This window comes from Mariniradius saccharolyticus AK6 (assembly GCF_000330725.2).
Lineage (GTDB): Bacteria > Bacteroidota > Bacteroidia > Cytophagales > Cyclobacteriaceae > Mariniradius > Mariniradius saccharolyticus.
The window spans coordinates 181,929-194,392 of record NZ_AMZY02000013.1 but is presented as its reverse complement, the minus strand read 5'-3'; the positions used below and the strand labels follow the sequence as shown (position 1 = coordinate 194,392).

Here is a 12,464-nt window from a genome sequence, read left to right as displayed (position 1 = left end):
ATATTTGTCCCAAAGATAGCATATGGTTTACGATATCATCATCGTCGGTGGCGGAATAGTCGGCCTCGCGACCGGACTCAAGATAAAATCCCAACACCCATCCCTCAAAATCGCGATCCTCGAAAAGGAAAAGGAACTGGCCAAACACCAAACGGGCAATAATTCAGGCGTTATCCATTCCGGCCTCTACTACAAGCCGGGCTCTTTGAAGGCCAAAAATTGCATCGAAGGTTACCACCAATTGGTCAAATTCTGCGCAGAGGAGAACATCCCATTTGAAATCACCGGCAAAGTGGTCGTGGCAACGCGGCCCGAACAGGTTTCGATATTGAATGGCCTGCATGAACGCGCCCTGCAAAATGGACTTATCGGCACACGGCATATTTCCTTGGATGAACTGAAGGAGTACGAACCCTATTGCGCGGGAGTGGCAGCAATACATGTTCCGCAGACTGGAATCGTCGATTACAAAGTAGTGGCAAAGGCTTATGGACGCAAGTTCGAGTCTTTGGGCGGAAGCATTTTCCTAGGCACTAAGGTGCAGGGTATCAAAAAATTGAACCACATCAACTATATCCAAACGGATGGGCAGGAATATGCCTGCAAGCTGCTCGTCAACTGTGCGGGACTCTACTCCGATAAAGTGGCCCAAATGCACCAAGACGAGCCTTTGGACGTGAAGATCATTCCCTTCCGCGGTGAATATTATAAGATCAAAAAAGAACGTGAATACTTGGTCCGGAACCTCATCTATCCCGTCCCTGATCCGAATTTTCCTTTCCTAGGCGTGCACTTTACCCGCATGATGAAAGGGGGCGTGGAAGCCGGACCGAATGCCGTGCTGGCTTTCCGTCGGGAAGGCTATAAGCGTTTGGATGTCAACATCGGCGAACTGCGGGAAACACTCGCATGGCCGGGATTCCAAAAAGTCGCCTCCAAATATTGGAAAACAGGCATGGGAGAAATGTACCGCTCCTTTTCAAAGGCAGCCTTCACCAAGGCGCTGCAGGAACTCATTCCCGATATCCAAGAAAGTGACTTGGTGGATGGCGGTGCGGGCGTGAGGGCGCAGGCCTGTGACCGTACGGGTGGACTTTTGGATGATTTCTGCATCCGCGAAAACGAGCTCGGCATCCATGTACTCAATGCCCCCTCCCCTGCCGCCACGAGTTCATTGGCAATCGGCGGCACCGTTGCGGCATTGGCACTGAAGCGGTTTTGATCCAACATGATTCCCAAATCGATTCCATGGCGGGCACAGATTTGTGCCCGTCTTTTTTTGGATCATTTGCGTCACGATCCTCACAAAAAGGACTGAATTCACCCAGTCGCTTCCTGCTTTTTGGGTCTTTCATTTCCAATCTTAAATCCAACTTAAAAACTTCCATTAACTTTTTTTAAGATTCGATGTTGAATCATTTCTGGACGTTGGGGGTTCCAAATTCGTCTATCAAAAAAGAAACGTTGTATTTCCATACATAAAGATTTCAATTCCGGGATGGCCCGGAGATTGATTGGGTAATAGTTACTCAAAAAGGCAGCCTTTTGGGCTGCCTTTTTTCGTTTTCTCCTGCAAATCCACCTTACTTCAGGGCCGGCAACAAATGCTTCCACATCAGGTTGATTTCACCCTGCATGTCTTGGATATTGGCCGTGGCCACGATGACGGCATTTTTTTCCGGCAGGATCAGGATAAACTGACCATTGGCGCCGTCAGCACGGTAGGAATTGTGGCGGCTTCGCCAAAGCTGATAGCCGTAGCCCTGCAACCAGTCGCTGTCCTTTGGTTTCACTTTCAGGTTTTCGCGCTTGGCGCCTGCGGGAAGAGAGGGAACCTGGGCGGCGGTTGCTTCGTCAAACCAAGACGTCGGCAACAATTGCTTTCCGTTCCATTGTCCTTTTTGGAGATAGAACTGGCCCAACTTGGCCATATCCTCCGTCTTGACGTGGAGTCCCCAACCGCCTACGCTGATGCCTTGTGGATTTTCGTCCCAAACCGCACCCACAATTCCCAAAGGCCTGAACAAACGCGGCTGCAGGTAATCAAGCACACGATCGCCCGTGACTTTTTGGAGGATCGCAGAAAGCATAAAAGTCGCGAGACTGTTGTAGACATATTCCGTTCCCGGCTGATGGTCTACCGGCAGTGCCAAAAATGCCTCCACCCAATCCAGGTCCTTTTCGGCGCGAATGGCACGCGTCGGATCCGTGTCGTGCCCGGCGGTCATGGTCAGCAAATGCCTGATTTCCATGGCTTTCAGATTGTCGCTGACGACCGCTGGCAATTTGTCTGGAAAAAAAGAAATGACCTTATCGGACACCTTCAGTAGGCCTTCACTCACTGCAAAACCGATGGCTGTTGCCGAAAAGGTTTTACTGACGGAATGCATGACATGTGGCTTATTGGCGGCGTTGTCCCCAAACCAATGCTCGGCCACCACTTTTCCGTTGCGCAGGATCATCAGACTATGCAGCTCTTGTCCGCTTGACTTCACTGCGGCCAGGTAATTTTCTATTCCTTTGGGATTCACCTTTTCAGCCTCGGGTATACTTCGAGGAAGTGCCTTGGCAAGGGTGATAAAATTGATCAGCTCGACATTGTTGTCCTTTACGGCCTGCTTGACCTTGGGACTTGTCCAGGCATCTGTGACACCTTGCCTGTCCACTGCCACATCCTCGTAGCCAATATGGCCCACGCCCTGCATTTCCAGATTGTCATAGGCCGGATGATCGACAAACATGTAGGATTTCCCAGGTTCGAGTTTGGAGAGCATGCGGATAAATGCTGCCTCTTTCTCTTCGGAAGTGGCTTTGGGGCCATCGTAGGTGGTTCCCGAGATGCCAATCTGCTGCATCATGGCCCGACTCATGACAGGCAGGTCATATTCGGCGGCCAGCTTTTCCACCATATTCGCGACATCGGGATGAAAGCCCGTTGCACCCATATGACCCGAAAGGTGGCTGATTTGCGGTACATGCTTCAGCGCAAACTCAATCTGCGCCCGAAACTCACGTTCGATTTCCTCCAGTTTCCAAGGGTTCTCTGTGATGGCGAGACCAGGATAGTTTTTGTTCGCCCCCATCATGGGCAGGAAGTAACCGTCCTTGTCGGTCAGGCTTGGCGCATGCGTGAAAGGCCTCCATTTGATCCCGTCCCATTCGCTCGTGATGACCAAATGTAGACCCACATCGATTCCGGTATTTTGCCTCAATAGCTTGGCCGCTTCGGGAAACCAGGGCGTCACGACCATCAACTCGATGGAGGTCTCCACTCCATCCACAAATGTCTCGATACTGGCAAGATTGGCGGACCGGCTCGAGCCCATGTCATCGCCCCGCACAATCAGTCGCGGGCCTTGTACAGTCTGTGCAATAGAAGAAAAAGTAAAAAACAGGAAAATTGCGACCGCCCCGGCGCTTCGCTCGATAAGATTTTTGGGAATAGGAATCCGGTTCATAATCTGAGGTTTGATTTGAAATTACCTTGAATGAGATGGGTTTGCAAAACCATTTTCCAGATGCCCATCATAGCATGTGCGTTGCGAAGTTCCCTCGCTCGGATTGCTAACTCGAAAATAGGCTAAATTTCCCGATCATGGATACTTGGCATACCTTATTGGGACGGGAGGCAAATGGGAGGGGATTTGCGGTTTCAAAAAATCAGGACAAATGCCCGCCCTATTCCCTTCGAATAGGACGGGCAAGAATCTGGAGGATTTCGGGGATTAGGGTTGTTGCACTTTCTCGATCACAAACTTTTTCCTGCCTCCGGGCATTTCCCATTCGAATGTCGCACCCTCTTGAAACCCAATCAGGGCAACACCGAGTGGAGATAGGACAGAGATTTTCTTGTTAGCCAGGTCTGCGTACTTCGGTAGCACCAAATAATAACTGAGTTTGGTTCCTGAGGACAGTTCACGGATCTCGAAATAAGTCCCCAACTGTATCACTTTGTCAGAAATCGTATGGTCTGCAACGGTCTTTGCACGACGGAGTTCGTTTTGAAGGACGCCAAGCTCTTTTGTTTTTTGGGTTGGCGCGAGGTTTTCTACCAAATTGATGATAGCGTGGAAATCTGTTTTTTTTATTATAGGTATCATGGAATTGATTTTAAATTGAATGGAAATGTCGTTTGGAAAAGGGCTGCTTGCCACAAAAAAAAAATCAACACCCTGACGGGGCCATTTTACGATCCCCTGCCATCGGGCAAGCGAGGCTAAAGCAGGGGCTTAGTTTACAAAAGCCTTTCCATGGATGCATCCCAAACAAAGCAGGGCAAGCGCCGATTGGCCTTGTAAAAAAACTGCTGAAAGGGAAATGATGGACATGTGGCGGAATTAAAATCTTGGCAAAGATAGAGAAATTGACGGATCTATCCTACCGACCCTGATAGCCAAGTGCCTCCACCTTGAATTGTTGACAAATCGAGAAGATCATGGAATCAGCCTTTTCTGATGAAATCCAAAAATCGGTATTCTGCCCAAGTAAACTCTTGGCCAGAAATCAAAAATCCCGTATGCCCTCCCCGCTTCGGCATTTCCAAAAATAGCTTGGGGTGGTTTTCGGCAAGGGCAACCGGGTAGCATTTTCCCATCAGCAATGGATCATTAAGCGCATTGATGATCAAGGTGGGAATTTGGATATCCTTCATCCAATTATCAGCACTGACACTTCTGTAAAAGTCGTCCGCATCATCGAACCCATGCACTTTTGCCGTGTATTCTGTATCAAAGGTGTCAAAATCCATGACTGTATCGAGTCGGTCCAGATCAACCAATCCAGGAAATTGCTGTCCCTTGAGCTTCATTTTGGCCTTCAACTTTGTGAGAAAGCGCTTTTTGTAAAATGCGTTCTTCCTTTCACGCAGCGTCGCTGCCGAATCGGGAAGATTACAGGGAGTAGAATAGACAGCTGCCTTTTTGATTTTTGGATTCAAGTCCAGTCCTTTTTCCCCTAGATACTTCAGCGTCTGCGCGCCGCCCATACTGATTCCACAGAGGAAATATGCTTCGTACCTTTGTGTGGATTCCACGTGCTGGATGACGGTATCAAGGTCATAAGTCGATCCATGGTGGTATAGAAAAGGCGCAAGATTCATTTCTCCACTGCAGGAGCGGTTGTTCCAAGCCAATACGTCAAATCCATGTTGGTTGAAAAGCTTGGCGAGCCCTTTGGCGTAGTGTCTTTCCGAACTACCCTCCAAACCGTGGGAAATAATCAGCAGCTTTTTGCTTCCAATTTTTGACCAATCCAAATCCAAAAAATCTTTGTCCGGAGTCCAAATCCTTTCTCTTTGGTAAGCCACTCCTTCGATTTTTCTGAAAATGCTCGGAACAATTGTCTCCAAGTGTCCATTCCAAAGGAAAAAGGGAGGTTTTCGATACGAGGATGAAGGTATAACTGGCATTTGCTGAAAGAAGAAATCCCTGCGAAAATAAAAACATCCGACCACAACCGGGAATTATTTGTTTTATTTGAAAGAAATACCTTCCTAATTCTATGTACAAATCATTCATAGCCTTGGCGTTTGCCGGGCTTGTATCCCTTGGCGGATTTGCAGAAGCGCAGAATTTGGACCAAGACATCGACAATCTCTACCCATCTCTCGACAAGCTTTACAAGCACCTCCACCAGAACCCCGAGATTTCGCTCCAGGAAAAGGAAACTTCCGCACGCATAGCGGATGAATTGAAAAAAGCAGGCTATGAAGTGAGTACGGGAATTGGCGGATACGGCGTGATCGGCGTGTTGAAAAATGGTCCGGGTCCGGTATTGTTGATCCGAACCGATATGGACGCATTGCCCATGGAAGAAAAAACCGGACTTCCCTACGCATCCACCAAAAAAACAATCGGAAATGACGGCAAGGAAACCTTTGTCGCACATTCCTGTGGGCACGATATCCATATGTCGGTATTTGTCGGAACCGCACAGCTGATGGCTGCAAACAAACAAGCTTGGCGAGGGACACTCCTGATGGTCGGTCAGCCATCCGAAGAAAATGGCATGGGCGCATGGAACATGCTGAATGATGGCCTCTACTCCCGGTTCCCCCACCCCGACTATGCTATTGCGCTTCATGACGATCCCTTTTTACCGGCTGGCACGCTCGGGTATAAATCAGGAGCGCTCATGGCAGGAGTGGATATGATGAATGTAACAGTTTATGGAGAAGGTGCCCACGGCGCAGCACCACACAAGGGCATCGATCCGATCGTCCTCTGTGCCCAAATGATCCAAGCCTATCAGACAATCGTCAGTAGACGAATTGCACCGACGGACCCTGCGGTGGTGACCGTGGGATCCATTCACGGCGGTACAGTCCATAATATCATTCCCGATCAAGTGGTCATGCAGCTTACTTTGAGATCCTATTCCCCTGCTGTGAGGGAAGAAATGATCAGCAGTGTCAAACGCATCAGTGAAAACCTCGCCAAAGCTGCCGGTCTTCCTGAATCAAAAATGCCGACCTATTGGATCCGCGAACCACACACGCCTGCATTGATCAATGATGACCTCCTGACCCAGCAAATGGTGAAAGTCTTCAAGGCCAATTTCGATGAATCGAAAGTGGTTCCAGTGGAAGCCCAAATGATCGGCGAGGATTTTAGCAGGTATGGGATGCAGGAAAGAAAAATCCCAATCACCATGTTTTATCTCGGCGCCAATGACCCGGTATTTCTGGAAAAAGCAAAAGCTAAGGGACTCGAAATTCCTGGATTACACTCGCCCTATTTTGCACCGGTTCCAGAACCTACCATCAAAACCGGCATGAAAGCAATGAGTCTTTTTGCGATGGATATCTTGAAAAACCAGGAAGTAATGATGGACTCCAAAAAATAAGGTAACGCCATGATGACTTAAACTTCATGCTTGCTTAACTTCCAACTACACCGAGATTCCTACCTTTACGCAAGAAAATTTTTCTTCATAGGTATTGATGATATATAAACAGGCCGATTGTTTCGGCCTTTTTTATTCCTTAAGCTTCAATACATAGTTTTTGATGGGAAATTCCATCACTGCCTTGACCAGTTTGCCATTCTCATAATAATATTTGTTGGTATTGCCGTTGACGGTCACGGAGTAATGGTCTTTGTGTTTGGTAACCTTTGAAACCAAACCATATGATTCGGAGAGCATTTCGGAAATCTGTTTGGGTTCCTCAAAACAAAACGTGGCAGCACTTGCGTAAACCGCCTTCTGCAATGTCGTATCCAACTCGTACTTGTAATTTCTCGCGCTGATATCGTATCGGCTGCCTGTCCAGTTCACTTTTGATACAAAATTGCCGCGATTGGTGATGGACTTTACTTCACTCTTTTCCAATTGTTTCCCTTTGTAATGCGCCACGGTATAATAGTCCAGGTTGATCTTCCCGAAGAACCAAAAACCCACTTTGCTGCTCATTTCATAGACAGCACCGCCTTGGTTGGGTGTTTTCTTGGCGACCATTTCCCCGATACTGATGCCGGCCACTGCCACATCATATCGACGGATATCCTGGGAAATTGCCGTTTGATTCATTCCAAAGAGGATCAGTGAAAGCAGTATCAATCTTCGCATTTGGGCGCTTTTTTGTTCGTTATCTACTCCAAATTGAAGCAATATTCGCCAATTGTTCAAATTCTTTTTTTGGCTAAAAATGCCAAATAATCGTCTTCTGTATCTACATCCCGCAATATTTCCAAAAGACTGAAACTCCGTTCCCGGCCATTTACCAACGCCAAGGTTTCCTCAAGCACATACGGACTACTCCAGCGGATATTCTCAAAAATCCATGGATGAAACTCCCGCATCGCCAAAAAATAATATCCCCCATCATAGGCCGGACCGATGCAGAAATCGAAATTTTCGAGCTGCTCGATACCGTCCCGGATGATATCATGCTTCAACTCGGGACAATCTGTCCCAATGATGCCCACCCGATCGTAGCCTTTTGAAAAAGCCCAGGCAAATGCATTTGACATCCTTTGGCCAAGGTCCTGACCGGACTGAATTTGGCGAGAAGGTGAATTGTGTAACGGGATCGGCAAGGGTTCGGGATAGTTAGAAAAAAATGGAATCACGTCAATCCCGTAAAGTTTACCCACCTCCGAATATGTGGTCATCAAAAGCTCACGATAGATGTCCAAGGCCTTTTCATCTCCTATCGATGCCGCAAGTCTTGTTTTCACTTTGCCACGCGATGTGTTTTTCTGAAACACAAGTAAGGCCCTTGATTGCTTAATTTCCATATGACCCTGGTCTCCCTAAATACCAGTCTGCAAAATAGAAAAACAGTACGATTATGTTTGTCGGATTTTATACAGATCGGCAAAGATGGAAGGTTGGGAGATTGGAAGATTGGGAGATTGGGAGTTGGAAGATTGTAAGATTGGAAAATTGAAATATTGGAAAATTGGGTTTGTGGGTACAGAGGTTGCAAGGTTAAAAAGTTTGAAGGTTGAAAGCTTGGGAGGTTATGAGGTTGGATGGTTGGGTTTATTCGCCGCAGCGTCATTCCGACGAAGGAGGAATCCCCCGGAACTCAGCCCAGGATGGACCGAAAACATCAGTCCCATCGGGGCGCTCTGATTGTCGCAAAGAATCGCAATTTAGATTCACGAGCCTCGGAAAGGCGATATGATCGAATAGGTTCGGATTTCGAGTGAATCCTGCGTTCGAAAACGCAGGACAGCAAAAGATAGATAGACAGCAGCCTATCCCCTCGCCACAGGCGATGGTACCAGACAGTCCGACGGTGCAACGGTCGAACGACTGAAAATCTTTTTTCAGGAGAAAATACAGGAACGGAAAAACAAAAGCGGATCAAAATCAGTATATTTCCTACAAATTCTATAGACTAATAAATTTAATTCTTATGGCATTACGACTTGGAGATGTAGCTCCCAATTTTGTGGCGGAGACCACTGAAGGCACGATTGATTTCTACGAATATCTGGGTACGGGATGGGGAGTTCTTTTCTCACATCCGGCGGATTATACACCCGTGTGCACCACGGAGTTGGGTACCGTGGCGAAACTGAAACAGGAATTTGAAAAAAGAAATACAAAGGTCATCGCCTTGAGTGTAGATGGATTACCAGACCACGAAAGCTGGATCAATGACATCAACGAAACCCAAAACACGACGGTCAATTTCCCTTTGATTGCTGACAAAGACAGGAAAATTTCATTCCTATATGACATGATCCATCCAAATGCAAACGAGAACTTCACTGTCCGCTCGGTTTTTGTCATTGGACCTGACAAGAAAATCAAGTTGATCATCACCTATCCAGCCAGCACAGGCAGAAATTTCGACGAGTTGCTCAGGGTGATCGATTCGCTTCAATTGACAGCAAACTATTCTGTCGCGACGCCCGCAAACTGGCGGCAAGGCGAGGACGTGGTCATCGCACCTGCCATCAAGGATGAGGACATACCCGCCAAATTCCCGAAAGGCCACAAGCGGATCAAACCTTATCTGCGCACAACCCCACAACCCAACTTGTAGGAACATCAACCCTGGCGAATCCCAGGGTTTTTTTTATGGATTTTTGCCGCTGATTTCTAAAATATAATTCCTTACTTGGGATTCATTTCCACCAACAATCAGCCAAAAAATGACGATTTACTCTGTGATCAAGGGTTCGGGTTCATACCTGCCCTCCGTGGTAGTCAAAAATGAGGACTTTTTGAACCATGAGTTTTTGGATAACCAAGGAAACAAACAGCCAAAACCGAATCCACAAATCATCAGCAAGTTTCAGGAAATCACAGAAATCGAAGAAAGGCGATATCTATCGCCGGAATTGAATACGTCGGATATGGCATTCTTTGCGGCTGAAGCCGCTTTGATCGACGCCAAAATTGACCCCGAAACCCTCGATTACATCATAGTAGCACAAAATTTTGGCGAGATTCTCGACGACAACCGCAAGTCCGATTTCCTGCCGACAATAGCTTCCCGCGTCAAGCACATGCTAAAGATCGAAAACCCGGACTGCGTGGCATATGATCTTCCTTTCGGTTGTCCCGGTTGGGTACAAGGAATGATCCATGCGGATTATTTTATCAAGTCAGGCGATGCCAAAAGGGCCTTGGTAATCGGTGCGGAAACACTTTCCAGGATTATCGATCCCCACGATATAGACAGTATGATCTATTCTGATGGTGCTGGTGCGGTTATTTTGGAAGGGGTCAAAAGCAAAGATCCAATTGGGATTTTGTGCCACAAAACACGAACAGATACCCTCACCCAAGCGCACTTGCTGCGGATGGACGTCTCTTACAATCCCCAATTCAAGGATGACACCTTGTTTTTGAAAATGAACGGGAGAAAGCTCTACGAATACGCCCTCAATACGGTGCCAGGCGTAGTAAAACAGGCGATTGACAAATCCGGCCTTGACATCAGCCAAATCCACAAAGTGCTCATCCACCAAGCAAATGCCAAAATGGACGAGGCAATCATGCAGCGTACCATGAAACTCTACGGAATCGACGAGATTCCGAATGGACTGATGCCGATGATCATTTCAAAAATGGGAAACAACTCTGTCGCTACAGTGCCTATCCTTTACGACAAAATCGTCAAGGGTGAATTGCAGGATCATTCATTCCATTCGGGCGACCATTTGGTCTTTGCATCCGTAGGCGCAGGCATGAACGTCAACGCTTTCGTATACAAAGTCCCCTGAAATTTGCCTAAATGAAGATTTCACCAATTAGGTAGGTCACTGCTTTTCCACCCAAAAGCACACGATCCCCTTTCCATACACAGGAAACATTGCCGCCACGGGCAGATATTTGCCTGGCCTGCAATTGATGCTTTCCGAGGCGTTCCGCCCAAAAAGGAGTCAACGTCGTATGCGCGGAACCTGTAACTGGATCTTCGGGAACGCCGGATTGTGGAGCAAAAAATCGGGAAACGAAATCGAATTCCTTTCCCCTTGCCGTTGCGATTACCCCACGGACGGGGAATTCGGAGATTTTTGCCAAGTCAAATTCCAAGTCCCTGATCTGCGATTCATTTTCAAATACAAACATCCAATCGGTTTTTCCGCGATGGGCTTCAATTGGTTTGGGATCAAACGCATCCAGCATTTTCTTATCCAATTCAATGCTCTCCAATTTATCGGCCGGAAAATCCAAGGTCAAAAGGTCCTGCTCCTTTTTCACTTTTAGCAATCCAGACCTAGGCGAAAAAAAGGTAATCTCTTCACCAACAAATCCTTCATGCTGAAACAACACATGGGCGGTCGCTAAAGTCGCATGTCCACACAGGTCCACCTCCACCGCAGGCGTAAACCATCGGAGGAATATTTGATCTTGCTCTACGATATAAAATGCCGTTTCGGAAAGGTTGTTCTCCATGGCAATTTGGAGCATTTCCGTGTCAGAAAGCCATTCCGTCAGGGGCACGACCGCCGCGGGATTGCCTTCAAACCTTCGCTCCGCAAAGGCGTCAACTTGATATATTTTGAGTGTTTTCATGTCTTTTTCTCTCCCATTTTTTGCGCTATTGCAGAACCAACGATCAATTGCAAGGTGTGATATACCATCAGCGGCAGCAGGAATATCCCAAACACCTTCGGATCGGGAAACATCACGCGACCCATCACGGCCCCTTGCACCAGGGATTTTTTACTACCACAGAAAATCACGGTAATCATGTCTTCCCTCGAAAAGCCCAATGCCTTTGATATCCCATACATCAATGACATCATCAACAGGAAAAAGGCCAACATCAAAACCCCGAGAGAAAGAAGGTCTGCGGTCGATTTTCCTTCAAACATATTTTCCGAAAATGATTCCGCAAATGCCGTGAAAACGATCAATAAGATGATACTTTGGTCAAAATTCTTGAGGGTTTTCTGATGCCGATTGGCAAATCCAATCAACCTTCCATGCAGCATCAACCCAATAATCACCGGAAACAAGACCTGTAGGCTTAGCCTCCAAAATGTATGGCTAAGATCAAAACTTACCGAGGTATCGGCAATCATCAATTCCATCCAAAGCGGCGTGATGAAGATACCCACCATACTGGAAATGCTGGCGTTGAAGATTGCAGCAGGCAAATTTCCACCCGCAATAGATACCATTACGACTGATGAAGATACGGTCGAAGGCAATGCCGCCAAGTAAAAAGTCCCTAGCCACAAGTAATCCCCCTCCACCCCCCAAATGCCGTAGAGCGCCAACACCACCAACGGAAAGACCAGAAAGGTCGTCGACTGTACCACCAGATGCAGCTTCCAATTGGCAAGTCCGGATCTAAGTTGCTGGGGACTTAGCTTGACCCCGTAAAAGAAGAAAATGAATGAAATCCCCGCGCCCGTGATTTCCTTGAGCGGAATTGGTGCCCTTTCGGTGCCCCATTCCGGGAATGCTTTTGCCAAAAAAATCGTCCCGATCAAGAGGAAAAAGAACGTATTCAAACCGACCTTTTGGAGTGTGCTGCGCAGCTTGGACAT

At 47.4% G+C, this 12,464-nt stretch carries 11 protein-coding genes; 4 read left to right on the top strand and 7 right to left on the bottom strand.

The annotated features are described in order from the left end of the window. The first annotated feature begins 22 nt into the window (after nt 1–22). Nucleotides 23–1,222 carry an L-2-hydroxyglutarate oxidase gene (gene lhgO, locus C943_RS13775; protein WP_008628867.1) on the top strand — a complete coding sequence of 400 codons (1,200 nt, stop codon included), beginning with the start codon at nt 23–25 and terminating at the stop codon, nt 1,220–1,222. Between the two features lie 361 nt (nt 1,223–1,583). Here lhgO and C943_RS13770 read toward each other — a convergent pair whose 3' ends face one another. From C943_RS13770 to C943_RS13760, 3 genes are all read right to left on the bottom strand, one after another. After that, nucleotides 1,584–3,458: a hydrolase gene (locus C943_RS13770; RefSeq protein ID WP_008628866.1), complete on the bottom strand. Its 1,875-nt coding sequence runs from the start codon at nt 3,456–3,458 to the stop codon at nt 1,584–1,586. A 267-nt stretch (nt 3,459–3,725) separates the two neighbouring features. Next, nucleotides 3,726–4,100: a GreA/GreB family elongation factor gene (locus tag C943_RS13765; protein ID WP_008628862.1), complete on the bottom strand. Its 375-nt coding sequence runs from the start codon at nt 4,098–4,100 to the stop codon at nt 3,726–3,728. A gap of 341 nt (nt 4,101–4,441) precedes the next feature. Next, nucleotides 4,442–5,407: a YheT family hydrolase gene (locus C943_RS13760; protein ID WP_040480693.1), complete on the bottom strand. Its 966-nt coding sequence runs from the start codon at nt 5,405–5,407 to the stop codon at nt 4,442–4,444. Nucleotides 5,408–5,499: 92 nt separating this feature from the next. On the opposite strand from C943_RS13760, the gene C943_RS13755 reads away from it, so the two are divergent. Then, nucleotides 5,500–6,843 (top strand): amidohydrolase, encoded by a 1,344-nt coding sequence (locus C943_RS13755; protein WP_008628853.1) that lies wholly within the window; start codon nt 5,500–5,502, stop codon nt 6,841–6,843. A 132-nt stretch (nt 6,844–6,975) separates the two neighbouring features. On the opposite strand, the gene C943_RS13750 is transcribed toward C943_RS13755, so the two are convergent. Together C943_RS13750 and C943_RS13745 are read right to left on the bottom strand one after the other, a co-directional pair. Further along, a complete protein-coding gene (locus C943_RS13750) occupies nt 6,976–7,566 on the bottom strand; it encodes a DUF6134 family protein (protein WP_008628852.1) in 591 nt (196 codons plus the stop codon). Between the two features lie 56 nt (nt 7,567–7,622). Further along, nucleotides 7,623–8,237: a TIGR04282 family arsenosugar biosynthesis glycosyltransferase gene (locus C943_RS13745; RefSeq protein WP_040480691.1), complete on the bottom strand. Its 615-nt coding sequence runs from the start codon at nt 8,235–8,237 to the stop codon at nt 7,623–7,625. A 626-nt stretch (nt 8,238–8,863) separates the two neighbouring features. Between C943_RS13745 and C943_RS13735 the strand changes: the two genes are divergently transcribed. Then, nucleotides 8,864–9,499: a peroxiredoxin gene (locus C943_RS13735; protein WP_008628849.1), complete on the top strand. Its 636-nt coding sequence runs from the start codon at nt 8,864–8,866 to the stop codon at nt 9,497–9,499. Nucleotides 9,500–9,608: 109 nt separating this feature from the next. Further along, nucleotides 9,609–10,685, top strand: a complete 1,077-nt coding sequence (locus C943_RS13730; RefSeq protein WP_008628847.1) for a 3-oxoacyl-ACP synthase III family protein — start codon at nt 9,609–9,611, stop codon at nt 10,683–10,685. Between the two features lie 7 nt (nt 10,686–10,692). Here C943_RS13730 and C943_RS13725 read toward each other — a convergent pair whose 3' ends face one another. Together C943_RS13725 and C943_RS13720 are read right to left on the bottom strand one after the other, a co-directional pair. Further along, complete coding sequence (locus C943_RS13725; protein WP_008628846.1) at nt 10,693–11,481, bottom strand: PhzF family phenazine biosynthesis protein; 789 nt, start codon at nt 11,479–11,481, stop codon at nt 10,693–10,695. Beyond that, on the bottom strand, nt 11,478–12,464 hold the full coding sequence (locus C943_RS13720; protein ID WP_008628845.1) for a bile acid:sodium symporter family protein: 987 nt from the start codon (nt 12,462–12,464) through the stop codon (nt 11,478–11,480). Before C943_RS13720 ends, C943_RS13725 begins: the two co-directional genes overlap by 4 nt.

What these genes read in the sequence shown, in the direction of transcription:
- lhgO (WP_008628867.1), top strand. Translation starts at nt 23, where the DNA reads ATGGTTTACGATATCATCATCGTCGGTGGCGGAATAGTCGGCCTCGCG.
- C943_RS13770 (WP_008628866.1), bottom strand. Translation starts at nt 3,458, where the DNA reads ATGAACCGGATTCCTATTCCCAAAAATCTTATCGAGCGAAGCGCCGGG.
- C943_RS13765 (WP_008628862.1), bottom strand. Translation starts at nt 4,100, where the DNA reads ATGATACCTATAATAAAAAAAACAGATTTCCACGCTATCATCAATTTG.
- C943_RS13760 (WP_040480693.1), bottom strand. Translation starts at nt 5,407, where the DNA reads ATGCCAGTTATACCTTCATCCTCGTATCGAAAACCTCCCTTTTTCCTT.
- C943_RS13755 (WP_008628853.1), top strand. Translation starts at nt 5,500, where the DNA reads ATGTACAAATCATTCATAGCCTTGGCGTTTGCCGGGCTTGTATCCCTT.
- C943_RS13750 (WP_008628852.1), bottom strand. Translation starts at nt 7,566, where the DNA reads ATGCGAAGATTGATACTGCTTTCACTGATCCTCTTTGGAATGAATCAA.
- C943_RS13745 (WP_040480691.1), bottom strand. Translation starts at nt 8,237, where the DNA reads ATGGAAATTAAGCAATCAAGGGCCTTACTTGTGTTTCAGAAAAACACA.
- C943_RS13735 (WP_008628849.1), top strand. Translation starts at nt 8,864, where the DNA reads ATGGCATTACGACTTGGAGATGTAGCTCCCAATTTTGTGGCGGAGACC.
- C943_RS13730 (WP_008628847.1), top strand. Translation starts at nt 9,609, where the DNA reads ATGACGATTTACTCTGTGATCAAGGGTTCGGGTTCATACCTGCCCTCC.
- C943_RS13725 (WP_008628846.1), bottom strand. Translation starts at nt 11,481, where the DNA reads ATGAAAACACTCAAAATATATCAAGTTGACGCCTTTGCGGAGCGAAGG.
- C943_RS13720 (WP_008628845.1), bottom strand. Translation starts at nt 12,464, where the DNA reads ATGTCCAAGCTGCGCAGCACACTCCAAAAGGTCGGTTTGAATACGTTC.